This is a genomic window from Pedococcus ginsenosidimutans (genome assembly GCF_039544395.1).
GTDB lineage: Bacteria > Actinomycetota > Actinomycetes > Actinomycetales > Dermatophilaceae > Pedococcus > Pedococcus ginsenosidimutans.
This window is the reverse complement of the sequence record NZ_BAABLO010000011.1, coordinates 521,934-548,785: the sequence shown is the minus strand read 5'-3', so window position 1 is coordinate 548,785 and position 26,852 is coordinate 521,934. Positions and strand designations below refer to the sequence as shown.

The 26,852-nt window shown below is 73.2% G+C and carries 20 protein-coding genes; 13 read left to right on the top strand and 7 right to left on the bottom strand.

What is annotated here, in order from left to right:
- Positions 1 to 30: 30 nt before the first annotated feature.
- The 4 genes from ABEA42_RS13495 to cysC are packed head-to-tail and all read right to left on the bottom strand — an operon-like array spanning position 31 to position 5,493.
- On the bottom strand, positions 31 to 1,575 hold the full coding sequence (locus tag ABEA42_RS13495; RefSeq protein WP_345504048.1) for a flippase: 1,545 nt from the start codon (positions 1,573 to 1,575) through the stop codon (positions 31 to 33).
- The gene (locus tag ABEA42_RS13490) at positions 1,572 to 3,116 is read right to left on the bottom strand and encodes an O-antigen ligase family protein (RefSeq protein WP_345504047.1); all 1,545 of its coding nucleotides are present in this window, start codon (positions 3,114 to 3,116) and stop codon (positions 1,572 to 1,574) included. The genes ABEA42_RS13495 and ABEA42_RS13490 overlap by 4 nt, the downstream gene beginning before the upstream one ends.
- Positions 3,113 to 4,069 (bottom strand): sulfite exporter TauE/SafE family protein, encoded by a 957-nt coding sequence (locus ABEA42_RS13485; protein WP_345504045.1) that lies wholly within the window; start codon positions 4,067 to 4,069, stop codon positions 3,113 to 3,115. The genes ABEA42_RS13490 and ABEA42_RS13485 overlap by 4 nt, the downstream gene beginning before the upstream one ends.
- On the bottom strand, positions 4,066 to 5,493 hold the full coding sequence (cysC, locus tag ABEA42_RS13480) for an adenylyl-sulfate kinase (RefSeq protein WP_345504043.1): 1,428 nt from the start codon (positions 5,491 to 5,493) through the stop codon (positions 4,066 to 4,068). The genes ABEA42_RS13485 and cysC overlap by 4 nt, the downstream gene beginning before the upstream one ends.
- Positions 5,494 to 5,881: 388 nt before the next feature.
- Between cysC and mfd the strand changes: the two genes are divergently transcribed.
- Genes mfd through ABEA42_RS13465 form a run of 3 tightly spaced genes read left to right on the top strand, consistent with a single transcriptional unit; the run spans position 5,882 to position 11,017 of the window.
- Positions 5,882 to 9,478 carry a transcription-repair coupling factor gene (gene mfd / locus ABEA42_RS13475; RefSeq protein ID WP_345504042.1) on the top strand — a complete coding sequence of 1,199 codons (3,597 nt, stop codon included), beginning with the start codon at positions 5,882 to 5,884 and terminating at the stop codon, positions 9,476 to 9,478.
- Between the two features lie 35 nt (positions 9,479 to 9,513).
- Positions 9,514 to 10,023 (top strand): hypothetical protein, encoded by a 510-nt coding sequence (locus ABEA42_RS13470; protein ID WP_345504041.1) that lies wholly within the window; start codon positions 9,514 to 9,516, stop codon positions 10,021 to 10,023.
- A 7-nt stretch (positions 10,024 to 10,030) separates the two neighbouring features.
- Complete coding sequence (locus ABEA42_RS13465) at positions 10,031 to 11,017, top strand: nucleoside triphosphate pyrophosphohydrolase (protein ID WP_345504040.1); 987 nt, start codon at positions 10,031 to 10,033, stop codon at positions 11,015 to 11,017.
- Here ABEA42_RS13465 and ABEA42_RS13460 read toward each other — a convergent pair.
- Positions 10,999 to 15,210, bottom strand: coding sequence for an nSTAND1 domain-containing NTPase (locus ABEA42_RS13460; protein WP_345504038.1), 4,212 nt, complete (start codon positions 15,208 to 15,210; stop codon positions 10,999 to 11,001). The two genes, ABEA42_RS13465 and ABEA42_RS13460, sit on opposite strands and share 19 nt — an antisense overlap.
- Before the next feature lie 312 nt (positions 15,211 to 15,522).
- On the opposite strand from ABEA42_RS13460, the gene ABEA42_RS13455 reads away from it, so the two are divergent.
- Positions 15,523 to 15,843 carry a hypothetical protein gene (locus tag ABEA42_RS13455; protein ID WP_345504036.1) on the top strand — a complete coding sequence of 107 codons (321 nt, stop codon included), beginning with the start codon at positions 15,523 to 15,525 and terminating at the stop codon, positions 15,841 to 15,843.
- Between the two features lie 90 nt (positions 15,844 to 15,933).
- Here ABEA42_RS13455 and ABEA42_RS13450 read toward each other — a convergent pair whose 3' ends face one another.
- Positions 15,934 to 16,458 (bottom strand): 2'-5' RNA ligase family protein, encoded by a 525-nt coding sequence (locus ABEA42_RS13450; RefSeq protein WP_345504033.1) that lies wholly within the window; start codon positions 16,456 to 16,458, stop codon positions 15,934 to 15,936.
- Positions 16,459 to 16,531: 73 nt separating this feature from the next.
- Between ABEA42_RS13450 and ABEA42_RS13445 the strand changes: the two genes are divergently transcribed.
- The 7 genes from ABEA42_RS13445 to ABEA42_RS13415 all read left to right on the top strand — a co-directional run bounded on the left by ABEA42_RS13445 (position 16,532) and on the right by ABEA42_RS13415 (position 23,773).
- A complete protein-coding gene (locus ABEA42_RS13445; RefSeq protein ID WP_345504031.1) occupies positions 16,532 to 17,686 on the top strand; it encodes a PfkB family carbohydrate kinase in 1,155 nt (384 codons plus the stop codon).
- Positions 17,683 to 18,606: a pseudouridine-5'-phosphate glycosidase gene (locus ABEA42_RS13440; RefSeq protein ID WP_345504029.1), complete on the top strand. Its 924-nt coding sequence runs from the start codon at positions 17,683 to 17,685 to the stop codon at positions 18,604 to 18,606. Before ABEA42_RS13445 ends, ABEA42_RS13440 begins: the two co-directional genes overlap by 4 nt.
- A 165-nt stretch (positions 18,607 to 18,771) precedes the next feature.
- Positions 18,772 to 20,061, top strand: a complete 1,290-nt coding sequence (gene eno / locus ABEA42_RS13435; RefSeq protein WP_345504028.1) for a phosphopyruvate hydratase — start codon at positions 18,772 to 18,774, stop codon at positions 20,059 to 20,061.
- Positions 20,062 to 20,101: 40 nt separating this feature from the next.
- Complete coding sequence (locus ABEA42_RS13430) at positions 20,102 to 20,704, top strand: FtsB family cell division protein (RefSeq protein ID WP_345504027.1); 603 nt, start codon at positions 20,102 to 20,104, stop codon at positions 20,702 to 20,704.
- 38 nt (positions 20,705 to 20,742) lie between these two features.
- Positions 20,743 to 21,282: a DUF501 domain-containing protein gene (locus ABEA42_RS13425; RefSeq protein WP_345504470.1), complete on the top strand. Its 540-nt coding sequence runs from the start codon at positions 20,743 to 20,745 to the stop codon at positions 21,280 to 21,282.
- Entirely contained in the window at positions 21,279 to 22,286 is a 1,008-nt protein-coding gene (locus tag ABEA42_RS13420) for a Ppx/GppA phosphatase family protein (RefSeq protein WP_345504026.1), read from the top strand. The genes ABEA42_RS13425 and ABEA42_RS13420 overlap by 4 nt, the downstream gene beginning before the upstream one ends.
- Positions 22,287 to 22,498: 212 nt before the next feature.
- On the top strand, positions 22,499 to 23,773 hold the full coding sequence (locus tag ABEA42_RS13415; protein WP_345504024.1) for an MCE family protein: 1,275 nt from the start codon (positions 22,499 to 22,501) through the stop codon (positions 23,771 to 23,773).
- A 10-nt stretch (positions 23,774 to 23,783) separates the two neighbouring features.
- On the opposite strand, the gene ABEA42_RS13410 is transcribed toward ABEA42_RS13415, so the two are convergent.
- Entirely contained in the window at positions 23,784 to 24,428 is a 645-nt protein-coding gene (locus ABEA42_RS13410; protein WP_345504022.1) for a TetR/AcrR family transcriptional regulator, read from the bottom strand.
- A gap of 52 nt (positions 24,429 to 24,480) precedes the next feature.
- On the opposite strand from ABEA42_RS13410, the gene ABEA42_RS13405 reads away from it, so the two are divergent.
- Positions 24,481 to 25,974: a flavin-containing monooxygenase gene (locus ABEA42_RS13405; protein ID WP_345504021.1), complete on the top strand. Its 1,494-nt coding sequence runs from the start codon at positions 24,481 to 24,483 to the stop codon at positions 25,972 to 25,974.
- A complete protein-coding gene (locus ABEA42_RS13400) occupies positions 25,967 to 26,833 on the top strand; it encodes an SDR family NAD(P)-dependent oxidoreductase (protein WP_345504020.1) in 867 nt (288 codons plus the stop codon). Before ABEA42_RS13405 ends, ABEA42_RS13400 begins: the two co-directional genes overlap by 8 nt.
- The last annotated feature ends 19 nt before the right edge of the window (positions 26,834 to 26,852 follow it).

Genomic DNA, 26,852 nt, shown 5'->3' with positions numbered 1-26,852 from the left:
CACACGCGACGCGGCCCCGTGGGGTGGCGGTCATGCGCTCTTCTCCACCGGGCCGCGACGAAATGCCTTGCCTCGCAACAGCGAACGCGTGAGCGCCTTGTCCTCTGCGTCGAGGCCCAGTCCGACGATGGCGCCGAAGAACACCACGACGACCACCGGGGCGGCGAGGAGCACCACGTCGGTCCAGGTCGACACCCAGCGGCTGACGAGCCAAGCAGCGCCCACGGCGGGGGCGGTGGCGAGGGCGATCTTGGCCAGGCCGGCGCCTGCGGCGTGGATGCCGACGACGAGCTGCGCCTGGAGCACCTTGACGACGTTCGCGGTGACGAGGCTCGCGCTCCACGCGATGGCCGCCCCCACGACTCCGTGGCGGGGGATGAGCACCAGGTTGAGGACGATGTTGAGGACCAGCACGCCGACGTTGTCGAGCATGTTGAGCATCACGCGCCCGGACATGTTGAGCACCGTCCCGCACGGGCCGGCCGCGGCGCTGACGAGCTGACCCATAGCGAGGATCGCGGTGACCGACGCCGCGCTGCGGTAGCCGTGGCCGAAGTAGCCGAGCAGCTGGGAGCTGAAGGCGACGAGCAGGATGAAGGAGGGCATGGACAGCATGAGGATCCAGCGGGCGGCGCTGCCGTAGGCCCGGGCGGCCTCCTCGCGCCGGTCGGTGTGGACCAGGTGGGCGAGGTGTGGCGTGAACGACGCGTTGATGGGCGCCATCACGAACACCGCCAGCATGACGAGCCGCGTCGCGACGTTGTAGGCGCCGACGTCGTGCTGGCCGCGCAGCGCGCCGAGCAGCAGGGTGTCCACCCAGATGAGCCCTGTGGCCGCGAGGGCCGAGGCCCAGCTGACCATCGAGAACCCGAAGATCTCGCGCACCTCGTAGCGGGCGGCGACCCGGGGCACGGGGCGCATCCGCTTGCGCAGGGAGAGCAGCGCGAGCAGCGCGCTGGCCCACGACGAGATCGCCAGGGCCCACAGTGCCCCGTCGACCCCCAGTCCGGCGCGCAGGGCCGCGACCGTGAGGACGAGCCGAACGACCGGGTCGATGATGCGGCCGATGACGGTGAAGGGCACCTGGGTGCGCCAGCCCTGGGTGGCCGCGAGGGCGGCGTCGGAGATGGTGGCGGCCGGCAGGGTCAGGCCCACCAGGCGGATGCCCGTGACCAGTCCCTCGTCGCCGAGGGCGGGGGCCAGCCAGGGGGCCGACAGCGCCAGGACGGCCCCGATGACCACCGACGCGGCGACGGTCAGGCCCAGGCCCAGGCGGACGGTGCCGCGCAGACGCCGTGGGTCGTCGTCGGCGACGTGCATCGCGACGAACTTGGTCATCGCAGAACGGAACCCGGCCAGCGACAGCAGCCCCAGGAGGGAGAGCAGGGCGAAGCACGAGGCGTAGCGCCCGACCTCGCGCTCACCCAGTCCGGCGAGGACCGAGATGATCGCGAAGAGGGACAGCTGGTTGCAGACCGCCCCCACGAGGTTGAGCCCCCCGCCGCGGCCCATGCGGGTGATGGTCGAGCTCGGCGGGCGCGCGCGCTCGACCCTTCCCTCGGTGCCGGCGGTCACGACGACGACGCCACCGGCGTGGGGGCGTCCTCGACCGGCGCGGACGCGGACAGGGGCCGGCCGAACGGGTACAGGCCGTCGATCCGTCCGGTGACCGGGTTGCGCCGGGCGATGTAGGAGCCGGCCGCGGAGAAGGTGACGAGGTACCACAGGCTCACGACGTTGGACATGACGTTGGCGCCGGCGCTGCCGAGCAGGAAGCAGATGGCGCAGCCGAGCGCGCCGGCGCCGACCGCGTGCTCGAAGGTGCCCCGGACCGAGTTGCGGATCGCCGCGATGCCGTTGCGCAGCAGCAGCAGGTGCATCGCGAGGTAGGCCCCGAGGCCGAGGACGCCGGTCTCGACGTAGGCACGGATGAAGTCGTTGTGGGGCTGCTTCGCCGCGTCGGTCTGGTACTGGGTCATGTTGAGGCCGATGCCGGTGACCGGGTTGCTGTTGGCCAGCGGCAGCACCTCGGTCCAGTACGTCAGGCGCCACGCCAGGCTGTTGCCCGTCTCGGGCCCGCCCGGCAGCTGCTGCTGGGTGTCCGTCACGGTCGCGAAGCGGGCACCGAGCCCGGGCACCAGGGCGACGGCGAGCAGGGCCGAGGCCGCGAACCCGACGAGCACGCCCTTGCGCCGCTGGACGACGGCGACGACGACCACCCCCACGACGGTGGCGAGGATGGCGCCACGGGTCAGCGTCATGAGCATGAACAGCGACGAGAGGGCGAGGGCAGGCGCCATCGCCCAGCGCTGGCGGCGCGAGAGCGACGGGTAGAGCGCGACCCCGAAGACGACCATGAAGGCCAGGAACCGCGCGAAGGTGTTGGACTGCAGGAACGGCCCGGTGATGCGCGTGAAGCTGCCCTTGACCTCCGACGGCGGGTTGCCGATGAGCATCAGCACCACGGTGTAGCCCAGGGGGAAGACGAGGCCGGCGTAGGCGGCGTACAGGACCCTCTGGAGCGCCCGCCGGTCGACGATCAGCTGCTCGAGGACGATGAACATCATGACCCACGAGAGGATCCGCATGACCTCCATGGCCGAGGCGGACGGGACCTCGGAGCCGATGACGCTGACGGCTCCCGCGCCGACCAGGCCCAGCAGGGCGATGCGCAGCGGGGACCCCTTGAGCCGACGACCGCTGGAGTACTGCGCGAGCAGCCACAGGACGGCGGCGCAGAGGAACAGCAGGGCCACGATGCTCGAGGGGTCCATGCCCCGCGAGGCGTTGTTGGTGGCGGTGTTGCCGGCCGAGGCACCGGAGAGCTTGACCACGTCGAGGCTCGACCGCACCCCCAGCAGGAGCAGGACGAAGGGCGCGAACCGGGTGAGGGCCAGCGCCCCCACCCCGAGCCCGACCACCCCGACGATCGGGAGCACCACGAGGGTCTTGTTGTCGCCGCCGACGGACATGCCCGAGACCATCGCCGCCGCGCAGACGAGCGCCGCGGCCGCGACGGTGGCGACCCTGCCCCCGAGCGAGGTGGGCACGCTGGGACGCGCGGAGTGGCGGCCGGGGCTTCCCTTGGCCGCGCCCGTGGCGGGCAGGGCGCTCATGACGCCAGCCGTTCGGGGACGGCAGCGCGCGGGGCCCGGCGGCGCCGGCTGGCCAGGGCCGGGAAGCCGTGGCGGTGGCGGACGACCATCCACGCCGCGGGGGCGGCCAGCGCCAGGGCGATGAGCGCGAACCCCGTCGTCAGGGTGGGCACGCCGAGGAGCTTGAGCGAGGACGCGAGCAGGACGAAGGCGAGGACCCGGCGCACGAGGCCGCCCGGGGCGCGGGAGGACACACGGGCCCCGAGCCAGGCGCCGGGCACGCTGCCGATGACGAGCGAGGCGGTCAGTGCCAGCTGGAAGTCGCCGAAGAAGATGTGCCCCAGGGCTGCCGACATCACCAGCGGCACGGCCTGCACGAGGTCGGTGCCGACGAGGGAGTTGGCCTTCAGGGTGGGGTAGAGGGCCATCAGCGCGATGATGATGAGGGAGCCGGAGCCCACCGAGGTCATGCCGACCACGAGCCCGCCGACGACGCCGATGGCGATGGTCGGGAGGATGCGCGGCTTGACCCGCGGGGGCCCCACGGGCAGCGGCTCGGCCGTGCCGTCACGACGTGCGGCCCGCTCGAGCAGGCGCATGTAGGCGCGCACGGCCAGGCCGGTGGCGGCGATGAGCAGGGCCACCCCGAGGGCCACCTGGACGATGTGCTGGAGCTGTTCGCCGTCACCGAGCATCCGCATGAGCAGCACGCCGCAGAAGGCCGAGGGCACCGAGCCCACGACAAGCCACTTGACGAGCCCCAGGCTGACGGTGCCGCGGCGCAGGTGGACGAACGACCCCACCGGCTTCATCACGGCGGCGGCGACGAGGTCGCTGGACACCGCGGTCAGCGGTGGGATGCCGAAGAACAGCACCAGCACCGGGGTCATGAGGGCGCCCCCACCCATGCCGGTGAGGCCGACGACGATGCCGATGCCGAAGGACGCCAGCACCATCATGGGGTCGATGTTCATCTGCGTTCCTCCGAGAGCCAGCCGCCGTCGATGAGCGTGTCGAGGACCATGCGTGCGGCCTGCGGCCGCTCCACGCGCGAGGTGTCCACGCGCAGGTCGGCGTCCACGGGCACGTCGTACGGCGCGGAGATGCCGGTGAAGTGGGGGACCGTGCCCTGCCGCGCGGCCGCGTACAGGCCCTTGAGGTCGCGCCGTTCGCACTCCTCGAGCGGGGTGGAGACGTGCACGAGGAGGAAGTCGCCCACGCACTCGGCCATCGCGCGCACCTCGGCGCGCACCGTGGCCGCCGGGGCGATGGGGGAGCAGATGGCGATGCCGCCGTGGCGGGCGACCTCTGCCGCCACGTAGCCGATGCGGCGGACGTTGAGCTCGCGCGAGGCCTCGTCGAACCCGAGCCCGGACGAGAGCAGCTGCCGCACCCGGTCGCCGTCGAGGAGGCTGACCGTGCGGCTGCTGTGGGTCGCCACCCAGTCGGCGACGTCGCGCGCCAGGGTCGACTTCCCCGAGCCGGAGAAGCCGGTGAACATCACGACCAGCCCTCGCCGCGAGCGCGGGAGGCGCCAGGCCCGCAGCAGCTCGTGGGTGTCGGCCGGGAAGGCATCCAGGTGCGGTTCGCCGCGTCCGTCGAGCAGCGAGGAGCGCGCCCGGTGCCAGGTGTCGGCGCTCCCGGCGGGGGCGTCGTCGAGCAGCATGCGGACGTCCACGGCGTGGAGCCGGGCGGCGACCCGCCGGGCAAGCTCTGCGTCGCTCGGGCCGTCGCGTCCCTCGAGGGGGACGGTGAGGATGTCGGCGCCGCCGCCCATCCCGGCGACGAGCGCCTCGGCGAGCCGCAGGAGCGTGGCGGTGCAGACGCGGTCGTGGCGGTCGCTCTGCTCGGCCACGAGGACCACCGGGGGCTCGCCGTCGGTCCACCAGCCGGCGAGGTCGGCGAGGTCGGCGTTCGTCGCCGGCCGACCCATGACGAGGACGGGCCGGTGGTGCAGGCCCTCGAGGTCGAAGTCGACCTCGGGGTGGGCGGCGGCCCGCGACTCGCGCAGACGCAGCCGACGGGGCAGCCCGGTGACGGCGGCGTCGCTGCCGGCGACACCGGTGAGCTCCTCCAGCAGGGCCAGCGGGGTGTGCTCCTGGTCGCGCAGGACCAGCCGACCGCTCGCCAGGGCTCGCTGGGCGGCCTCGGCGGTGGGGAGGACGAGGGTGACCTCTCCCGCACCCCCGAGGCCGGCGCGGCGGGCGCGTCGCACCAGCGGGGCCCCGAGCACCTGGCCACGCGGCAGCACACCGGCGAGCCCGAGGAGGAGGTCGTGCACGAGGGCAGGCGTGAGGGTGGCGTCGGGGAGCTCGCCCAGCGGCGGCACGGCGGCTGCCGGCTGCGGGGCCGCGCCGGGACCACCCGGCGGCGTCTGGCGGTCCGAGACGAGGGTCATGAGCCGGGTCCCGCGACGCGCAGGGCGGCAGCCGTTCCCCGACGTCGGCCGTTGCTCTGCTGTCCCATGTCCACCACCCCTGTGGACGCCATCGCGTCCCGCTCGATCCTCGGTCGTCGCGGCGCCCCTCCAGCTGCCGCAGGACCCTGCTGCCCTGCCCGGTCGACCGGGCGCCCTCACGGTGCGCGCCGGTCCACCACCTGCGCGTCAATCCTCTGAGGACCGGTCCAGAGGTGGCTCATCCAAAGGGATGAGCGTGTGGCCCACCGGCCGCCCGAGGTCCACCCGCGGGTGCGCTGTCGGCGTCGGTGGTTAGGGTTGGAGACACCCCATCGGCAGCTGCCGTGGGGCGTTCGTGCTGTACCCAGCCGTGAGCAGGAGCCCCCCCATGACCCTCGCCCCGCTGCTCGACGCGCTCACCGCCGACCCCGGCGTGGCCCGCGCCCTCGCCGCAGCCCGCGCCGGTGAGCCCGCTGTCGACATCTCCGCCCCCACCGGTGCCCGTGCGGCGCTCGTGGCGTCCCTCGCCCGGGAGGCCGGGCGGCCGCTGCTGGCGGTCACCGCGACCACGCGGGAGGCCGAGGACCTCGTGTCCGCGCTCGGCTGCTTCCTCGACCACGACCGCGTGGCCGACTTCCCCGCGTGGGAGACCCTGCCCCACGAGCGGCTCAGCCCCCGCAGCGACACCGTGGGCAAGCGCCTGGCCGTCCTGCGCCGCCTGAGCCACCCCGACCCCGACGACCCGACCTACGGCCCCCTCGACGTCGTCGTCGCGCCCGTGCGTGCGGTGCTCCAGCCCGTGGCCAAGGGGCTCGGTGACCTGCGCCCGGTGGCCCTTCGCGCCGGTGACGAGGCCCCCCTGGAGCAGGTCGTCGAGGACCTCGCCGCAGCCGCGTACTCCCGCACCGACCTCGTCGAGCGCCGCGGCGAGTTCGCCGTGCGAGGCGGCATCCTCGACGTCTTCCCACCCACCGAGGGCCACCCGGTCCGTGTCGAGTTCTGGGGCGACACGGTGGAGGAGATCCGCTGGTTCAAGGTCGCCGACCAGCGCAGCCTCGAGGTGGCCGAGCACGGCCTGTGGGCGCCCCCGTGCCGCGAGGTGCTGCTCACCGACGCCGTCCGCGACCGCGCCCGCGCGCTGGTCGACCAGCTGCCCGGCGCCGCCGACCTGCTCACCAAGCTGGCCGAGGGCATCGCGGTCGAGGGCATGGAGTCCCTCGCACCCGCGCTCGTCGACGGCATGGAGAGCGTGCTCGACACCCTGCGCGAGGGCACCGCCGTGGTCGTCTGCGACCCCGAGCGCGTGCGCACCCGGGCACACGACCTCGTCGCCACCAGCCAGGAGTTCCTCGAGGCGGGCTGGGCCAACGCCGCGGCCGGCAACGCCGTCCCCATCGACCTGCAGGGGCTGCTCGGGACCGCGTCGTTCTGGAACCTGTCCGACCTGCGGGCCCACGCCAGCGAGGCCGGTGTGCCGTGGTGGGACCTGGGTCCGTTCGTGGCCGACGAGGAGCTCGCCGACGACGCCGTCGTCGTCGTCAACACCGGCCTCGAGGAGGTCGCGCGCTACCGCGGGTCCACGCCCGAGGCGGTCGCCGACCTGCAGCGGTGGGTGGGCGACGGCTGGCGCGTCGTCGTGGTCACCGAGGGCCCCGGTATGGCGCGACGTGTCGCCGAGGTGCTCGCCGGCGAGTCGGTGCCCGCGCGCCTCGACGCCGACCTCACCGACCTCGCGCCCGGCATGGTGCACCTCACGACCGGGTCCGTGGGCTCGGGCTTCCTCGCGCCCGGGAGCGGTTTCGCGCTGGTCACCGAGACCGACCTCACCGGGACCCCCGGCCAGGGTGGCTCGACCAAGGACATGCGCAAGATGCCCTCGCGGCGGCGCAACCAGGTCGACCCGCTCCAGCTCAAGCCGGGCGACCACGTCGTCCACGAGCAGCACGGTGTCGGCAAGTTCGTCGAGATGGTGCAGCGCAAGGTCGGCGACGCGACGCGCGAGTACCTCGTCATCGAGTACGCCCCGGGCAAGCGCGGCCAACCGGGTGACCGGCTCTTCGTGCCCACCGACCAGCTCGACCAGGTCACCCGCTACGTCGGCGGGGAGATGCCCGCCCTCAACAAGATGGGCGGCAGCGACTGGCAGAAGACCAAGGGCCGGGCCCGCCGCTACGTCAAGCAGATCGCCGCCGAGCTGATCCAGCTCTACAGCGCCCGCATGGCCACCTCCGGCCACGCCTTCGGCCCCGACACCCCGTGGCAGCGCGAGCTCGAGGACGCCTTCGCCTACGTCGAGACCCCCGACCAGCTCAGCTCCATCGACGAGGTCAAGGCCGACATGGAGCGCAGCGTGCCCATGGACCGGCTCATCTGCGGCGACGTCGGCTACGGCAAGACCGAGATCGCGGTGCGGGCCGCCTTCAAGGCGATCCAGGACGGGAAGCAGGTGGCGGTGCTCGTGCCGACCACGCTGCTGGTCCAGCAGCACTTCCAGACGTTCTCCGAGCGCTACCAGCAGTTCCCGGTGACGGTGCGGGCGCTGTCGCGGTTCCAGTCCGACAAGGAGGCCCGCGAGACCATCGCCGGCCTCGCCGACGGGTCGGTCGACCTCGTCATCGGCACGCACCGCCTGCTGTCCAAGGAGATCCGCTACAAGGACCTCGGGCTGGTCGTCATCGACGAGGAGCAGCGGTTCGGGGTCGAGCACAAGGAGCAGCTCAAGACGCTGCGCACCGCCGTCGACGTCCTCGCCATGTCCGCCACGCCCATCCCGCGCACGCTGGAGATGGCCGTGACCGGCATCCGGGAGATGTCGACCCTGGCGACGCCGCCGGAGGAGCGCCACCCGGTCCTCACGTACGTGGGCGCCTACGAGGAGAAGCAGATCGTCGCGGCCATCAAGCGCGAGCTGCTCCGCGAGGGACAGGTCTTCCTGGTCCACAACAAGGTCTCGAGCATCGAGCGGGCCGCCTCACGGATCCGCGAGCTCGTCCCGGAGGCCCGGGTCGCCACGGCCCACGGCAAGATGGGCGAGCACAAGCTGGAGCAGGTCGTCGTCGACTTCTGGGACAAGAAGTTCGACGTGCTGGTCTGCACCACGATCGTCGAGACGGGCCTCGACATCTCCAACGCCAACACCCTGATCGTGGAGCGGTCCGACGTGCTGGGCCTCAGCCAGCTCCACCAGCTGCGCGGGCGCGTCGGCCGTGGGCGGGAGCGGGCCTACTGCTACTTCCTCTACCCGCCCGAGAAGCCGATGACCGAGACGGCCCACGACCGGCTCCAGACCATGGCGAGCCACACCGACCTCGGTGCCGGCATCCAGATCGCGATGAAGGACCTCGAGATCCGTGGTGCCGGCAACCTGCTCGGCGGCGAGCAGTCGGGCCACATCGCCGGGGTCGGGTTCGACCTCTACGTGCGGCTCGTCGGGGAGGCCGTGGCCGAGTTCCGCGGCGACGGTGAGACGGCGCCCGCGGAGATCAAGATCGAGCTCCCCGTCGACGCCCACCTGCCCCACGACTACGTGCCGGGGGAGCGGCTGCGCCTCGAGGCCTACAAGAAGCTCGCCAGCGTCGTCGACGAGGCCCAGCTCGGCGAGATCGAGGCCGAGCTGCTCGACCGCTACGGCCCGCTGCCCGAGCCCGTCCGCAACCTCATGGAGGTGGCGAGGCTGCGCACGGTGGCCAGGGCGGCCGGGGTCGGCGACATCTCGGTCCAGGGCAACTACGTGCGGTTCGGCCCGGTCGAGCTGCCCGAGTCGGCGCAGCTGCGGCTGCAGCGGCTCTACCCCAAGTCACTGGTCAAGGACGCGGTGCATACGATTCTCGTGCCGAAGCCGATGACGGCGAGGGTGGCTGGCAAACCGCTGCGTGACACGGCAGTCTTGCAGTGGGCCAGCGACCTCATCCGTGCCGTCATGCTGGGCAGCGTCGCCGACGCCGCCCGGGTGGGCACCCGCGAGGGTGCGGTGCCGGCCCGGTGAGCGTTCACCTGATGAGCTTGGAGAGAGGGAAGTCCGTGAAGGCATTTCGCGTCCTGCGTGGGTCGCTCGTGGCCGGGGTCGCCGTGGCCGTGCTGGGGGTCTCGGGCTGCGCGTCCGCCGACACCGCCGCCATCGTCAACGGCCAGCGGATCACCGAGCAGGAGGCCCAGGAGGCGTCGCGGCAGATCCTCGAGGCGCAGCCCGACTCCGGCATCACCACGGCCAACGCCGTGGCGAGCCTGGTCATGGCCGGCTTCATCAACACCGTCGCCGACGGCGCGGGCAAGGGCCTGTCCGACTCGGCCGCCCGCCAGGCCGTGGCCGCGATCAAGGACCCCTCGCCGGCCACGCTCGAGCTCGTCCGGGCGAGCCTCGCCTTCAACCAGATGACCAGCGAGGAGCAGGGCCGGGCGGTCGACCTCGCCTCCAAGGCGAAGATCACGATCAACCCGCGCTACGGCAAGTTCGACCCGGCCAAGATCAGCTTCGACGCCAGCACCCCCAACTGGATCAAGCCCCAGCCCTCCGCCACGCCGCAGGGCTGACCGGCCGGTGGCCCGGCGCCTGACCCTGCTCGTCGGCAGCCCGCGGATCGCCCCCGGGCTGCTGACCCGCGCGGCCTGGCAGGCCCTCGACGCCGCCCAGGTCGTGCTCGCCCGCGACCCCGAGGAGCCCTTCGCCGACGCGCTCGTGCAGGCCGGCCTCGAGGTGGAGGCGGTGGGGGACGCGTCCGCTCCGTCCCTCGCCCGCGACCTCATGGACCGTGCGGCCGTGGGTGAGGTCGTCTGGGTGGCGTCCGCCGACGGCGACCCCGGCCTCACCGACGCCGTCGCCTCGGAGGTGTCCCGGCTGGGCGAGCCCCCGGAGGTCGAGGTGCTCGTCGGGTCGTGGGACGTCCCCGGCTCACGGCTGCTCGACGTCGTGGCCGTGATGGACCGGTTGCGCTCGCCGGGCGGCTGCCCGTGGGACGCCGAGCAGACGCACGAGTCCCTGGTGAAGTACCTCATCGAGGAGGCGCACGAGGCGGCCGAGGCCATCGCCTCCGGTGACCGCGACCACGTCCGCGAGGAGCTCGGCGACGTCCTGCTGCAGGTGGCGTTCCAGGCGCGGGTGGCGCAGGAGCACGCCGAGGCGCCGTTCGACATCGACGACGTGGCCGGTGGCCTCGTCGACAAGCTGGTACGGCGCCACCCCCACGTGTTCGCCGACGGGGACGCCTCGACCCCCGGCGAGGTCGAGGTGGCGTGGGAGCAGATCAAGGCACAGGAGCGCGCCGCCAAGGCGCGGCACGGCGGTGGTGAGGCCGGGCACGAAGGACTCATGCACGGCATACCGAGCTCGCTGCCCGCCCTGCTCGCGGCGGAGAAGGTGCTGTCCCGCTGGGAGCGGTCGGGGCGCGGGCCGCTGCCGGTGGGGCAGGGCATCGGCCACGACCTGCTGGCGCTGGTGGCCCTGGCCAGGGCGCAGGGCGTCGATGCCGACGCCGAGCTGAGGGCGGCGCTCGCCGCCCTCGGTGCCACTCAGCCGCAGATCGACTGAGTGGGACGCCCCGGCAGGTAGCTGCGCCACTCGGCCAGGGTGAGGTCCCGGCCGGCGGTGAGACAGGCCGCCCCCACCCACTCGGACGGGTCGAGGTCCCAGGTGTGGACACCACCCTGGTAGTCGGCGACGTGCAGTCGTCGCCCGTCGTCCGAGAACGCCACCGCCGCGGCGTCAGGGACTCTCGTGGACCCCTGGAAGGCGCCGCTGCGGTCCCACCACCCGACCTGCCCCTCGTTCGTCGTGGCCACCCTGCTGCCGTCCGGGGACCACCCCGCCGAGTACCCGGGGAAGGGAGGTACCGCGGCCGGCTCGGCCAGCCAGCGGCGCCGTACGGCGTCGACGACCCCCACCTCACCGGTGGACGTCCCGACCAGGGCGAGGCCCCCACGGGGCGCGAAGGACACGGTGGCACGGTCGCCGCCGTAACCCAGGGATGGCTGGACCGCTCCCGCGACGTAGTCCACGACCCGGGTCTGGTCGCCGAACGTGACGACGGTGCGCAGGTCCGGGCTGGGCTCCAGGCCCTGGACGGGGGGCGTCCTGCCGCCCTCCTTCGACGTGGTCACCTGCACGGGCTCGTGCACCGGCGCGAGGGTGCGGCCGTCGAGCACGTGCAGCCGACCGGTCGTGCTGCCGACGAGCAGGACCCGGCCGTCGAGGGACCAGAACGCGATGCTCGCGCCCTCCGTGGCGGCCGATCGCGTGGTGCTGCCCTCCGACTGGACCAGGGTGTGGGACGCGAGGTTACGGCCCGTGGCTGCGTCCCAGATGCCCACCGTGCCATCACCCGTCGTGACGTTGAACCGGCTGGAGTCCGGGCTCCAGGCGAGGTCGATCCAGCTCCGCGGCCGCAGGCCGACCTCGAACAATGGTCCCAGGGCTCCCGTGGCCACGTCCCGCACCTGGACCGCGGCGGGAGCACCCCACACGTAGCCGATCCTGCGGCGGTCGGGTGAGAAGCGGATGACCGCGGGCGCTTCGCGCGCGAGCGGCTCCCCGGGGTCGGTGCGCAGGAAGCTCCGGTCGCCGTCGAGGTCCCACGCGAGCAGCAGGCCGCTCTGCTCGACGGTGTAGAGGGTCGTGGCGTCAGGGCTGAACCCGAGCGATCCGCCGGCCCGGCCCTCGTGGCGCAGCAGCTCGCGTGGCTGCGCGCCGGTCAGGTCCCACGCCACGACGTCCTCCCCGGCGGAGGCCAGCCGACGGCCGTCCCGGGAGAAGGCCAGGGCGTCGGTCCGGCCGTGGGCGCTGAGGACCGTCCGGGTGATGAGGCTGCGCGTGTCCAGCAGCGCGACCTCGTCCCCGGCACCCACCGCCAGGGTGCGCCCGTCCGGGCGCAGGCACAGCGGGTCGCCGACCTCGCGGACGTCGAGGTCGGTCGCGTCCAGCAGTCGCGGTCTCCTCGCCCCCGCGAGGTCCACCACCCGCACGCGACCGCCTCCCGCGCCGAAGAGGGTGCGGCCGTCGTCGGACACGACGGGCGAGTGGTCCTGGTCGCCGAGCTGCACGAGGGCGGTGGGTCGTCCGGGAGCGGTCAGGTCCCACACCGCGGTCACGGGTGGGGCAGTGCCCTCGCGGTGGAGGAGGACGACGACGAGCCACCGGCCGTTGGGGCTGAACGACAGCTCCTGCTGCGCGTACCGGCTTGCTGGGATGCCGCCGAGCTGGACGCGGCTCATGGCCCCGCGCTGGTCGAGCAGGGTGACCGCAGGTGGGTCTGAGGCCTCCCCGGTGAGCTCCGGCATCAGGGACGCGGCGTACAGGCGGCCGTCCGGGCTCCCCACGAGGCCGGGCCCACGGACCCGGCGGTCACGGTACAGCTCCTGCAGGGTGCTCCCGTCGAAGAGGGCGGCTCCGTCGAAGGGCATCGCCAGGGCCACCTGGCCGGTCACGGGGTTGACCGTGAGGCCCACGGCGGTGCCGGTCCGGTGGGTCCGCAGGAGCTGGTGGGCGCGGTCGAGCGTGGCGAGCAGGTTGGTGCGGGTGTCGACCGAGTCGTGGAGGCGGACCCCGGCGGCGGACAGCAGCAGGGAGCGGTCGAGGTCCGCCGCCCTCAGGCCCTCCGCACCCAGTCGGCGTGCGTCGGCGGTGAGGGCCTGTTCGGCGGCCGTCGCCGCTTGCCGGTCGGCGCGGTTCGCGGCGCTCTTCGCCAGGGCGCCCGCCACGATGGCCACGGCGAGAAGGACCGCGACGGCGGCCAGGCCCGCCCGCAGTCGTTGGTTGGACCTGCGCTCGCTGCGGACCTGGGCCGCGGTGGCCTCCTGCTCGGCGGCGTACAGCCGGTCGGATGCGTCCAGGAAGTCCTGCTCCACCGCCGACAACGAGGGCTGTGTCCGCTCGCGCCACTCCTGCGCGGCAGCCCTGCGGATACCGCGGTAGAGCTCGCTGTCGGGACGACCCAGCTCGTCCCAGCTGGTGGCCGCGAGGGTGAGCTGTCGCACGATGCGCAGTCCGTCCACGTCGTCGTCCAGCCACGACCTCAGCCGTGGCCACGCCGCGGCCAAGGTCTCATGGGCGATCTCGACGGTGTCGCCGTCGGCGCTGAGCAGGCGGGCAGCCACCAGACGTTGGACCACCAGCCTGTGGTCGTCGTCGGTCTCGGCAGCCCGCAGGGGCAGCCGCTGTCGGACCGGCTTGCCGGAGCCGTCCCGTCCGACCAGTCGAACCATGAGGTCCCGCAGGACGCGGCGCTGGGTCAGCGTGAGCTCCCTGAAGAGGCTCTCCGCCGAGTTCGAGATGGCGCCCTGGATCCCTCCGGTCGCGTGGTAGCCCGCCACCGTGAGGGTCTGCCCCTCCCGGCGACGCCAGGTCTGCCGCAGCACGTGCGAGAGCATCGGCAGGGCGGACGGCTCTCCTTCCACCTCACGGACGAGCAGGTCGACGAGCCCGGGTTCGAGCCTGAGCCCTGCCTGCTGGGCAGGTCCCTCGATGGCCAGCCGGAGGTCGGGTGGAGTCATGGCCCCGAGGAGGTAGAGCCCGCGCTCGACGAGGCGGGCGAAGTCCGGGTGGGTGGCGAGCTCGCCGAGGCGGTCGGCGCGCAGGGACACCACCAGGAGGCCGCGCCCGTGGTCGGCGACCTCGCCGAGACGGTCGAAGAACTCGGCCCGGTCGGGGGAGTCGGAGTCCGCGTTGAAGGCCTCCTCGCACTGGTCGACCACGAGCGCGTCCAGGGCTGCGAGGTCGACCGACTCGAGCGCGGCCAGGGGATCCGCCCCCGGGGTCACGACCGCCACCCGTCGGCCGTCTGCCGTCAGGGTCGCTGCGACGCCGGCGCGGACGAGGGAGGACTTGCCGCAACCGGAGGGGCCCACCACGGCCAGGACGCCCGCCTCGTCCAGTCGCCGCAGGCACGCCGCGGTGTCGGGCCGACGTCCGAAGAAGCCGGGCGCATCATCGATGTCGTAGGCGGCGAGCCCGAGGTAGGGGCACTCGGTGCTCGTCGGTGAGGAGGCCGGTGGCAGGAGGGCGGGGTCCTGCCGCAGGATCCCCGCCTCGAGGTCGGTCAGGTCGCGCCCGGGGTCCACGCCGAGCTCGTCGACGAGCAGGTCCTTGGCGCGGTGCAGCGTCTGCAGGGCGTCGCCCTGGCGCCCGGCCTGGTACTGGGCCAGCGCCAGGAGCCCCCAGCGGCGCTCCCGTTGCGGTTCCTCGGCCACGAGCCGGAACGCCTCGCCGAGGACGTCCTCGTAGCGGCCCACCCTGAGCAGGGCCTCGGCGTGGAGCTCCTCGACGTCACGCCACAGCTCCGTGAGCTGCTCGGCGGCGATCCGCCCCGGCGCCCAGTCGGCGAGGTCGACCAGGGGCGGGCCCCTCCACAGCCCACGCGCCAGGCCGCTTACGTAGAGGGCGCGCTCGGGGTTTCCGTCGGCCAGCAGCTCGCGCGCCCTGGCCACCAGGTGCTCGAAGTAGAGGTGGTCCACCTCGTCCCGGTGCATGAGCAGCCGGTAGCCGTGCGGAGAGGTCTGGATCGCGTCGGCGCCGCAGGCCTTGCGCAGGCGGACGATGCACCCCTGGATGACCTTGTGCCACGTCTCGGGCACCTGCTCGCCCCAGAGGCAGTCGGCCAGGGCCTCGGGGCTCACGTCCACCCCGGGCCTGACGGCCAGGGCCTGCAGGACCACCCGGTCACGCTTGCCGAGGGTCGTGCGACCGCCGTCGACCTCGAGGGAACCGAGCAGCGCTATGCGCACGCTCATGACACTGGTCCTGACCAGCGCAGGCGTCAACCGGTTTGCCGTCCGCGTCGAAAGGTGCTGCACAACGCTGAAAACGGCTGGAGCACAACGACAGTCGACGATATGAGGGCGTACGGTGCGATGCCCCCAAAGGCCCCATGCCCACCGATGCACGCACACATCGGCGCGTACGCATGCTCGCAGTGCCAGGTCCGGTGACGGGCTGATACCCGTCTGACACCGGTCCGGAGCCGCCCCGGAACCGGCCCGTGCCACAACGGTCGTGGACACCTCGTCCGGCACCACACACCAACCACGAAGAGGACCGGGACCATGTCGCACACCACCACCCTCCGCCGGGCGGCCTCCATCGCCGGAGCCACCGGACTCGTCGCCCTTTCCATGGCCGGCCCGGCCAGCGCTCGTCCTGACCCGGGGAGCGGCAGCCCGGGCGAGCAGCACTGCACCGTCTCCTGCTACGAGGGAGGGACCATCGGCGGCTCGTCCGGCGCCGGCACGGTCCTGACCGTCAGCGACAACGGCGTGCAGGTCCTGCAGATCGGCGCCGGGCTGCTGGCGGGCGTCGCCCTCGCGGGAGCCGGGATGGCCGTCGTCTCCCGGCGCAGCCACGCCCACGCGGCGCACCCGGCCTGAGCCTGAACCCGGGCGGCTCGCGGTCCGGCGCCCAGGGCGCCGGGCCGCGCTCTGCTGCCGCAACCGATGACCGGCACGGGGAGGCCGCGGTCAGGGGAGGTTGGCCAGGGGGAGGTGCCGACCCGTACCGCTGTCGATGAGTGCCGCCCGCACCGCGCGCCCCTCGAGCGGCAGCACGTCGAAGGCGTGGACGGCCGCTACCGGGAGGAGCTCCTGGCTCGTGCCCGTGGTCAGGCTGCAGTGCGGCACCCACCGCCCCGGCCGGTAGTGCCAGTGCAGGTCGGCGCCGGTGCCCCTGACCGCCTCGACGACGGCCTGCTGCCGTGTGAGCAGGGCCGAGGTGGCCGCCGGCAGCAGGGCGGCCCGGCCGCGGGGGAACAGGCCAACCGTGTCGAACCGCAGCTCCAGCGGCGGCCCGTCCGGGAGCGCCCCCACGGCCGCGGCGACGAGGTCCTCGTCGAAGGTCCGCAGCACGGCGTACGAGAGGTGGGGCACGTGGCGTCGGTGGGTGTGGGTGAGCAGGGTCCGGATGCCGGCCGTCTCGAGCCCCGCCCACAGTCTGCGGACGGCTCGGTCGGTGTCCGGGTCGAGCAGGAGGCAGACCGCGAGTGCCACAGGGGCAGTCTGGCGTCGCCACACGGCGCCTGACTACTTGCTTGTAAGTCCAAGGGTCCTTAGAGTTGCAAGTATGAGCCTCACCGAGCGTGAGCGGGAGATCGTCGACCTGCTCCGTGCCGAGCCCCTCCTCGACGCGGCAGCCCTGGCCGAGCGGACGGGGTCGACCAAGGCCGCGGTCTCGGTGCACCTGTCCAACCTCATGCGTAAGGGCGCCGTCCTCGGACGCGGCTACCTCGTGCGGCCCGAGGCTCGCTCGGTCGTCGTGGTGGGTGGGGCCAACATGGACATCAAGGCGCACTCCGGCCACCTGGTCGAGCTGCGCACCTCCAACCCCGGCACGACGGTCAGCACCCCGGGCGGCGTCGGCCGCAACATCGCCGAGAACCTCGCCCGGCTCGGCAGCCCCACCCACCTCGTCGCGCCCATCGGCAGGGACGCGTTCGGCGAGGAGGTCCTCGCGGCCACCCGGGCGGCCGGTGTGGTGGTCGACCACGTGGTCGCGACGACCGAGGCCACCGGGACCTACCTCGCGGTGCTCGACGCATCGGGCGAGCTCGTCGTGGCGGTCTCCAGCATGCGGGCCACCGACGGCCTGACCGTCGCCCAGCTCCTGCGTTCCCGCGACCTCCTGGCCCATGCCGACCTGGTGGTGCTCGACGGCAACGTCCCCGACGATCCCGCCACCTGGGTGCTCGACCAGGCGGCCGCCGCCGGTGTGCCCGTGGTCGTCGACCCCGTCAGCGTGGCGAAGGCGAGGCCGCTGGGGGACGTGCTCTCGCCGGAGCGGCCCCTGCTGGCGGTCACGCCCAACCTCGACGAGCTGTCGGCGATCGTCGATGAGCCGGTCGCCCAGACGCGGGCCGCGATCAGCCGGGCAGCCCGGCAGCTGCACGATCGCGGGGTCGAGCACGTCTGGGTCCGCCGGGGTGTCCGCGGCAGCCTGCTGAGCTCGCGCAGCGGCGACGGCCGCCCGGCGGTGACGCTCCTGCCGGCCCCCTCCGCCGAGGTCGTCGACGTGACCGGTGCGGGCGACTCGATGACGGCGGCGTTCGTCCACGCCCTGCTGCGCGGGGACTCGCCGGTCGACGCCGCGCGGTTCGGCCAGACGGCCGCCGCCCTGACCGTGGCGAGCGCCGCGACCGTGCGCCCCGACCTCACCTCACGCCTCGTCGACGCCGAGCTCCGCAGGAACCAGACCCAGCCCCACCCCGAGGAGAACCGATGAACACCCCCCACCCCTCGCTCCGCCTGTCGACCGAGGTCGCGCAGGCCCTGGACGCGGGGCGCCCCGTCGTGGCGCTGGAGAGCACCATCATCAGCCACGGCATGCCCTACCCGCGCAACGTCGCCATGGCGGTGGAGGTGGAGCAGATCATCCGCGACGGGGGTGCCACGCCGGCCACGATCGCGGTCCTCGACGGGGTGCCGCGCATCGGTCTCGACCGCGACGAGCTCGAGACCCTCGCCACCCACCCCGACGTCGCCAAGGTGAGCCTGCGCGACCTGCCGTACGTCGTGGCCCGCAAGGCGCACGGCGCCACCACCGTCGCCGCCACGATGCGGCTCGCCGCGCTCGCGGGCATCCGGGTGTTCGTCACCGGTGGCCTCGGCGGGGTGCACCGTGGCGCGGAGACCAGCTTCGACATCTCCGCCGACCTCACCGAGCTGGGGCAGACCGACGTCGCGGTGGTGTCCGCCGGGGTCAAGTCGATCCTCGACATCGGGCTCACCCTCGAGAAGCTCGAGACGCTCGGGGTGCCGGTCGTCGTCCACGGCAGCGACGAGTTCCCGTCGTTCTACTCCCGCTCCAGCGGCCACGCGGCGCCCCTGCGCGCCGACTCGGCCGACGAGCTGGCGGCCATGATGCGGGCCAAGTGGGACCTCGGCCTGCACGGAGCCCTCGCCGTCGCCAACCCGGTGCCGGTCGAGGACGAGATCCCCGCGGACGAGATCGGGGTGCTCATCGACCGCGCGCTCGCCGAGTGCGACGAGCGTGGCATCCACGGCAAGGACATCACCCCGTTCCTGCTCGGCCGCATCGTCGAGCTCTCCGAGGGCCGGTCGCTCGACACCAACATCGCCCTGGTCCGCTACAACGCGCGCCTGGGCGCCGCCCTGGCGGTCGCCTACCAGCGCCTCGCCTGACCCCGGTCCGGGCACCGAGGGGGTACGGCGCGTGGTGACCACGCGCCGTACCCTCCCGTGCGTCCGTCCGCCGTGCGGGTCGGTCGCCGACGGGGGAGCGGGCAGCGGGTAGCCTCGGGTCGTACCCCTGTCCGGCACTGATTTCGAGCACTGATGGAGATGTCCGTGGCCACCATTGACGCAGTAGGCGCCCGCGAGATCCTCGACTCCCGAGGCAACCCGACGGTCGAGGTCGAGGTGGCCCTCGACGACGGCACCATCGCTCGCGCCGCGGTGCCCTCGGGCGCCTCCACGGGTGCGTTCGAGGCCGTCGAGCGCCGCGACGGCGACAAGAAGCGCTACCTCGGCAAGGGTGTCGAGAAGGCCGTCGACGCGGTCCTGGACGAGATCAACCCCAAGCTCGTCGGCTACGAGGCCAGCGAGCAGCGGATCATCGACCAGGTCATGCTCGACCTCGACGGGTCGGACAACAAGGCCAAGCTCGGCGCCAACGCCATCCTCGGCGTCTCGCTCGCCGTGGCCAGGGCCGCCGCCGAGTCCTCCGGTCTGCCCCTGTTCCGCTACGTCGGTGGCCCCAACGCCCACGTCCTGCCCGTCCCGATGATGAACATCCTCAACGGTGGCAGCCACGCCGACTCCAACGTCGACATCCAGGAGTTCATGATCGCCCCGATCGGCGCGAGCTCCTTCAAGGAGGCCCTGCGCTGGGGCGCGGAGGTCTACCACGCGCTCAAGGGCGTGCTCAAGGAGAAGGGCTTGGCCACCGGGCTCGGCGACGAGGGCGGCTTCGCGCCGGACCTCGAGTCCAACCGCGCCGCCCTCGACCTCATCCTCGAGGCCATCGGCAAGGCCGGGTACGAGCCGGGCACCCAGATCGCCCTCGCCCTCGACGTCGCGGCGAGCGAGTTCCACAACGAGGACAGCACCTACGCGTTCGAGGGTGCCTCCAAGACCTCCGCCGAGATGATCGACTACTACGCCGACCTCGTCGACAGCTACCCGCTCGTGTCCATCGAGGACCCGCTGAACGAGGAGGACTGGGACGGCTGGAAGGCCATGACCGACCGCCTCGGCGACCGCGTGCAGATCGTCGGCGATGACCTGTTCGTCACCAACCCGGTGCGCCTGCAGCGCGGCATCGACTCGCGCACGGCCAACGCCCTGCTCGTCAAGGTCAACCAGATCGGCTCCCTCACCGAGACCCTCGACGCGGTCGACCTGGCCCACCGCAACGGCTACCGCTGCATGATGAGCCACCGCTCGGGGGAGACCGAGGACGTCACCATCGCCGACCTCGCCGTCGCCACCAACTGCGGCCAGATCAAGACCGGCGCCCCCGCGCGCTCCGAGCGCGTCGCCAAGTACAACCAGCTGCTGCGCATCGAGGAGGAGCTCGACGACGCCGCCAGCTACGCCGGTGCTGCCGCCTTCCCGCGCTTCGCACCCAAGGCCTGAGCCCGGGCGACCGGGACGGCAGACACGACCGAGGGGACCGATGGCAGGCACGGGACACGGCACGAGCGGGAAGGGCAGGCAGCCCGCCCGCCGTCCGTCCGCACCCCGCTCCGGTTCGGGTGCACGGGGTACGGCGCGGGGCACCTCCGCGCGCCCCGGCGCCGGACCGGGCCGTTCCCGCGCCACGGCCTCCGGAGCCGTCCGCAAGGCGGCCTCGGCGCAGGTCGCGACCGAGCGCAAGGCGTCCAGGGCCGTCCTGCGGGGGGTGGTCCTGGCGTCCATCGTGGTCCTGCTCGCGGTGACGCTGGTGCCGACCCTGCGGTCCTACCTGCGCCAGCAGGGCGAGATCGACGCGCTGCGCGGGCAGGTCGGTGACCAGCGCACGCAGGTCACCGAGCTCCAGAAGGAGCAGGCCCGCTGGAACGACGATGCCTACGTGCAGCAGCAGGCCCGTGAACGCCTGAAGTTCGTCAAGGTCGGCGAGAAGTCCTACACCGTGATCGACGGCAAGCCGTCGGCGAAGGCTCTCCCCGGGGTGGCCAAGGCCCCGGCCGCCTCGAGCGACCATCCCTGGTACGGCCAGCTGTGGGAGTCGGTCCAGGTGGCCGACTCGGGTCCCGCCGCGACCGGCTCCACCCCGTGACCGAACAGCCCGGCACGTCCGGCGACACCGGCACGTCCATCGACCCCGGAACGTCTGGTGACACCGGCACGCCCAGCGACGCGCCCACGCAGGCCGACCTCGACGCCGTCGACGCCCAGCTCGGCCGGGTCCCCCGGGGCGTGGTGGCCGTGGCGCACCGCTGCCCCTGCGGGCGCCCCGACGTGCTCACCACCGCGCCGCGTCTGCCTGACGGCACGCCCTTCCCGACGACGTTCTACGCCACCTGTCCCAAGCTCACCGGGGCCATCTCGACGCTGGAGACCAGCGGCCTGATGAAGGAGATGACCGAGCGGCTGGGCGCCGACGAGGAGCTGGCCGCGCGCTACGCCGCGGCCCACGAGGACTACCTCGCGCGCCGCTCCCGCCTCGGCACGGTCGCCGAGATCGAGGGCGTCTCCGCCGGCGGGATGCCCACCCGCGTCAAGTGCCTGCACGTGCTGGTGGCCCACTCCCTGGCCGCCGGGCCCGGGGTCAACCCGCTCGGCGACGAGGCGCTCGCGCTGCTCGGCGACTGGTGGGCCGCAGGGTCGTGCGTCCCCGAGGGCGCCGCGCAGTGACCCGCGTCGGGGCGGTGGACTGCGGCACCAACTCGATCCGCCTGCTCGTCGCCGACGTCGACCCCGGCACGGGGGCCCTCACCGACGTGCTCCGGCGGATGGAGGTCGTCCGCCTCGGTCACGGCGTCGACCGCACGGGCCGGATCGACCCCGAGGCCATGCGCCGGACCCTGGCCATGGCGTCGGAGTACGCCGGGCAGTGCCGTGAGCTCGGGGCGACCGCAGTCCGGTTCGTCGCCACCTCCGCCTCCCGCGACGCCGACAACGCCGACGAGTTCGTCGCCGGGGTGCGTGAGGCCTTCGCCCACTACGGGGTCACGCCCGAGGTCGTCTCGGGTGACGAGGAGGCGGCGCTCTCCTTCCGGGGTGCGACCGGCGACCTGCGCGCGGCCGGCCTCCCTGGTCCCTACCTCGTCGTCGACCTCGGTGGCGGTTCCACCGAGCTGGTGCGGGGCGAGTCCACGGTCGAGGCGGCGCGCTCGGTCGACGTCGGCTGCGTCCGGATGACCGAACGCCACCTGCACTCCGACCCGCCCACCGACGAGGAGCTCGCAGCGGCCACCCGCGACGTCGACGCCGCCCTCGACCTCGCGGCCGAGCGCGTACCCCTCGAGGGCATCGCCACCCTCGTCGGCCTGGCGGGAAGCGTCACCACCGTCACGGCGCACGCCCTGCACCTGCCGGCCTACGACCCGGCACGGATCCACCTCGCCGAGCTCACGCCCGCCGAGGTGGTGGCGGCCTGCGACTCGCTGGTCCACCTGCCTCGGGCGGAGCGGGCCGCCCTGGGGTTCATGCACCCCGGCCGGGTCGACGTCATCGGCGCCGGGGCGCTCGTCTGGCGCGAGGTCGTGCAGCGGCTCGCAGGCCTCGGCGTGCAGCGGGTGGTCACCTCGGAGCACGACATCCTCGACGGCATCGCCCTGTCGGTCGCGACCACGCAGGGGCCCGCCGCGCAGGAACCCACCGCGCAGGGCACCGCCACGCAGGGACCGCCCGCATAACCTCCGGCACCCCCGGCTCGTTGGCGTGGTGACGCACATCACGCGACGGAGGGTGGTGAGGTCCGGTCGCCGTCGAACGCACCCGACCGGTGCCGGGTCACGGTCAGTCCGACCCCGGGCGGCTCCGCGCTGCCCGCCTGCCGACCACGCCGGCCAGCCCCTTGGGACCGGCCACCGGAGCGCTGTCCCGCCTGGGTGACAAGGCGTACGGGGTGGGGTTCCTGGTGGTGGTGGCGTTGTTGGTGGGGTTGTCGGTGGCCTCGTTCCAGAAGCGGTTCACGCCGGTGGTCGAGGTGACGTTGTTGACCGATCGGATCGGGTCGCAGCTGCAGGTGGCTTCGGATGTGAAGCTGCGAGGGCTGGTGGTGGGTGAGGTCCGTTCGATCGAGGTGACGGGTTCGGGGGCGCGGTTGGGGTTGGCGTTGGACCCGGGTCTGGTGTCGATGGTGCCGGGGAACGTGTCGGCGCGGTTGTTGCCCAAGACGTTGTTCGGAGAGCGGTTCGTGGACCTGGTGGCGCCGGTGGTGTCGTCGGGGCCGATCCGGGCGGGGGCGGTGATCGGGCAGGACCGCTCGAGTGTGGCGATCGAGCTGGAGAAGGTGTTTGCGGACCTGTTGCCGTTGTTGCGGTCGGTGCGGCCGGAGAAGCTGTCGGCGACGTTGAACGCGTTGGCGTCGGCGTTGGAGGGTCGGGGGACCCGGTTGGGTCAGAACCTGGTGTTGGTGGACTCGTACTTCAAGGAGCTGAACCCGCGGTTGCCGACGATCCGGGCGGACATCAGTGGGTTGGCGGACCTGGCGAGCACGTATGCGGTGGCGGCGCCGGATCTGGTGGCGGCGGCGTCGGCGTTGGTGACGACGAACACGACGTTGGTGACCAAGCGGGATGACCTGGCGGGGTTCTTGGCGGGGACGGCGGGGTTCGCGAACCAGGCGGCGGACTTCTTGTCTGCTGATGGTGAGCGGGTGATCCGGGTGGGTCAGGTGCAGCGGCCGACGTTGGCGGTGTTCGCGAGGTATGCGCCGGAGTATCCGTGCATGGCGGCGGCGTTGACGAACTGGGTGCCGCGGATCGATGAGGCGTTCCGGTCGGAGCAGTTCCACATCACGGTCGAGGTCGCTCCGCAGCGGCCGGGGTACCGGCCAGGGGAGGAACCCCGCTGGGGTGAGCACCGCCCGGCGGACTGCGGCGAGCTGCCCGACCCGCACACCTCGCAGGCGAGGCCGCTGCCGGGCAAGAAGTTCGACGACGGCACCGACAACGTCGGCGGCTACTCCTCCGACCCGCAGTTCTCCACCCTGCCCTCCCTCTTCTCAGGGGCGGCCGGGGCGGCGGTGCCCGACCCAGACGCAGGCCTCGCCGGGACCGAGCAGGAGCAGGCCGTCGTGTCGGCGCTGCTGGATCCCGGGAGTGCGCCGTCGCCCGTCACCACCCTGCTCGCCGGACCGGTGCTGCGCGGCACCACCGTCTCGCAGTGGGGGTCCTGAGCGGCGTTCGTCAGCGGGGGGCGAGGAGCGATGCCAGGCCGCCCCACACCGTGGACACCACGATCTGGGTGGCGTCCTCGACCCCGACGCCGGGGCGCCCGGCGCGCCACACCGCGACGCGCTCGCACGCCCCGATGACCACCTCGGCGCATCCCTCCAGCAGCTCGTCGGGGACGGCGCCCAGCCCCGGCGCGGCGCGGAAGGTCGCCACCGTCGCAGCCGACTGCTCCTCGCGGATGCCCTCGATGAGCGGGTTGGCCTGGGAGGCGACGGCACCCTCCTGCTGGATGAGCACGAACGCGGTCGCGTGGGCATCGATGAACTCGAAGAAGGCACGGACGCCGGCCTCGAAGACCTCGGAGAGCGGGGCGTCGGGTCCGACGGAGGCCCAGGAGAGCTCGGTGGCCTCGCGGAGCTGGGTGCGGGCGCGCGTGATGCACGCCGACAGCAGGCCCTCCTTGGACCCGAAGTACTCGTAGATCAGCGGCTTGGTCACGCCCACCCGCTCGGCGACCTCGTCCATGCTGGTGGCGTGGAAACCACGTTCGGCGAAGACCTGCTCCGCGGCGAAGAGGATCTGCTCCTCCCGCTGTGCCCGCGGCACCCGTACGCGGGGCGCGCGGGCCGGGGCGCTGGTGGCGGAGGGTCGTGGCACGCCGCGATGCTACCCCTACCCTCGGTAACTTACCGATGGTAAGTTTCCCGTCATGACCGCACCGCACCACCGCGTCGTCATCGTGGGCACGGGCTTCTCCGGCCTCGGCATGGCGATCCGGCTCGCCCAGCGCGGAGAGCGCGACTTCGTCCTGCTCGAGAAGGCCGACGACATCGGGGGGACCTGGCGCGACAACCGCTACCCGGGGTGCGCCTGCGACGTCCCGTCCCGCCTCTACAGCTTCTCCTTCGACCAGAAGCCCGACTGGAGCCGCGACTACGCCACCGCGCCGGAGATCTGGGACTACCTGAGGGACGTCGCGCAGCGGCACGGTGTCCGGGACCGCGTGGTGCTCGGTGCCGACCTGAGGGAGGCCCGGTACGACGTGGGGGGACGTCGCTGGGAGCTCACCGCCGCCGACGGCCGCCGCTGGACCGCGGACGCCCTCGTCCTGGGGGTGGGCGGCCTGCACGAGCCGGCCCGACCCGACATCGAGGGGCTGGACGAGTTCGCCGGCGCGGTCATGCACACCGCGCAGTGGCCCGAGCGCGACGACCTCGAGGGGCTCCGGGTCGGCGTCGTCGGCACCGGTGCCAGCGCGGTGCAGCTCGTCCCCGAGCTCGCGCCCCGCGCAGCGCACACCACCGTGTTCCAGCGAACGCCCGCCTGGACCATGCCCAAGAAGGACGTCGAGTGGAGCCCGCGCCGGCAGCGGCTCTTCGCCCGCTTCCCGGTGCTGCAGCGGGCTGTCCGCTGGCGCACCTACTGGGAGCTGGAGGCCCGGGCCCCGCTCTTCGTCCGGTTCCCCGTCCTCGCCCGCCTCGGCGAGCGGGTCGCCCTGCGCGAGCTGCGCAAGGCGGTCCGCGACCCGCAGGTCCGCGACCGGCTGACGCCGCGCTACCGGCTGGGCTGCAAGCGCATCCTGCTCTCGAGCACCTACTGGCCCACGTTCGACCGTGACGACGTCACCCTGGTGACGGACCCGATCGCCCGGGTCGAGCCCCACGCCGTGGTCACCGCTGACGGCGCCCGGCACGAGGTCGACGCGCTGGTGCTCGGCACCGGGTTCGCACTGACCGGCAGCTTCGACCGCATCGCCATCACCGGCCTCGACGGGCGCACCCTGGCCGAGGAGTGGTCGACGGGAGCCCACACCCACCTGGGCATCACCGTGGCAGGCTTCCCCGAGCTCTACGTCCTCCTCGGCCCCAACACCGGGCTCGGCCACAGCTCGGTCGTCATGATGAGCGAGTTCGCCACCCGCTACGTCCTGCAGGGCCTGGAGCGGGCACGTACGGGCGCGAGGGTCACGAGCGACTCCGCCCAGGCCGCGTTCACCACCGAGATGGAGCGTCGTTCCCGCCACACGGTGTGGGCCTCGGGGTGCCGCAGCTGGTACCTCGACCGGTTCGGCCACAACACCGCACTGTGGCCGGGCTCGACCATCGGCTACTGGTGGCGCACCCGGAGGCTCGACGACTCGGTCTTCGTCCCCGTCAGCAGCAGCCCCTCCACCACCCGAACGAAGGAGACCCTTGATGCGTAAGGCATTCGCTCCCCAGGTCAGCATCGTCACGGGTGGCGCCTCGGGCATCGGCAAGGCCATCGCAGCAGAGCTCGTGGGCCGTGGGAGCCACGTCGTGGTCGCCGACCTCGACCTCGCCGCGGCCCGGGCCACCGCACAGGAGCTGGGGTCACGCGCCAGCGCCGTCGAGCTGGACGTGGTGGACGCGGCAGCCGTGCGGGCCGTGGTCGACGCCGTCGTGGCCGAGCACGGCCGGCTCGACGTCATGGTCAACAACGCGGGCGTCGGGCTCGGGGGCCTGCTGGAGGAGCTGGACGAGCGGCACTGGGACAAGGCGATCGACGTCAACCTGCGCGGCGTGGTCCACGGCGTCACGGCCGCCTACGCCGTGATGCGCACCCAGCGCAGCGGCCACATCCTCAACACCGCCTCGCTGGCCGGGCTCATCCCGGCGCCGTCGATGCTGCCCTACACGACGACCAAGCACGCGGTCGTCGGCCTGTCGACGGCCCTGCGTGCCGAGGCCGCGGCCTTGGGCATCCGGGTGAGCGTGCTGTGCCCGGGCTTCGTCGACACCCCGCTGCTCGACTCGATGTACGAGGCGCCGGCGAGCTTCGGCGGCAGCAGCGTCCGCTCGAGGGTCCGGATGCTCCAGCCGAGGTTCCTCACGGCCGAGCACACGGCGAGGCGTGCGGTGGACGGCCTCGCGTCCGACAAGGCCGTCATCCCGGTCGGGTTCCTGGCCCACGTGTCCTGGCGCGCCCTGCGCTACGCGCCGCCGCTGGCCCGGGCGGTCATCCAGCTCCAGGCGACGGGTGCTCGGCGGATCACGGAGCGCGCGGCCGGTCGCGCAGCGGGTGGCGCCGGCCGTCGCGCCTGACGGAGGTGTCGCGGCGGCG

What these genes read in the sequence shown, in the direction of transcription:
- ABEA42_RS13430 (WP_345504027.1), top strand. Translation starts at nt 20,102, where the DNA reads ATGGCAGGCACGGGACACGGCACGAGCGGGAAGGGCAGGCAGCCCGCC.
- mfd (WP_345504042.1), top strand. Translation starts at nt 5,882, where the DNA reads ATGACCCTCGCCCCGCTGCTCGACGCGCTCACCGCCGACCCCGGCGTG.
- ABEA42_RS13405 (WP_345504021.1), top strand. Translation starts at nt 24,481, where the DNA reads ATGACCGCACCGCACCACCGCGTCGTCATCGTGGGCACGGGCTTCTCC.
- ABEA42_RS13485 (WP_345504045.1), bottom strand. Translation starts at nt 4,069, where the DNA reads ATGAACATCGACCCCATGATGGTGCTGGCGTCCTTCGGCATCGGCATC.
- ABEA42_RS13490 (WP_345504047.1), bottom strand. Translation starts at nt 3,116, where the DNA reads ATGAGCGCCCTGCCCGCCACGGGCGCGGCCAAGGGAAGCCCCGGCCGC.
- ABEA42_RS13440 (WP_345504029.1), top strand. Translation starts at nt 17,683, where the DNA reads ATGAACACCCCCCACCCCTCGCTCCGCCTGTCGACCGAGGTCGCGCAG.
- ABEA42_RS13400 (WP_345504020.1), top strand. Translation starts at nt 25,967, where the DNA reads ATGCGTAAGGCATTCGCTCCCCAGGTCAGCATCGTCACGGGTGGCGCC.
- ABEA42_RS13445 (WP_345504031.1), top strand. Translation starts at nt 16,532, where the DNA reads ATGAGCCTCACCGAGCGTGAGCGGGAGATCGTCGACCTGCTCCGTGCC.
- cysC (WP_345504043.1), bottom strand. Translation starts at nt 5,493, where the DNA reads ATGACCCTCGTCTCGGACCGCCAGACGCCGCCGGGTGGTCCCGGCGCG.
- ABEA42_RS13455 (WP_345504036.1), top strand. Translation starts at nt 15,523, where the DNA reads ATGTCGCACACCACCACCCTCCGCCGGGCGGCCTCCATCGCCGGAGCC.
- ABEA42_RS13460 (WP_345504038.1), bottom strand. Translation starts at nt 15,210, where the DNA reads ATGAGCGTGCGCATAGCGCTGCTCGGTTCCCTCGAGGTCGACGGCGGT.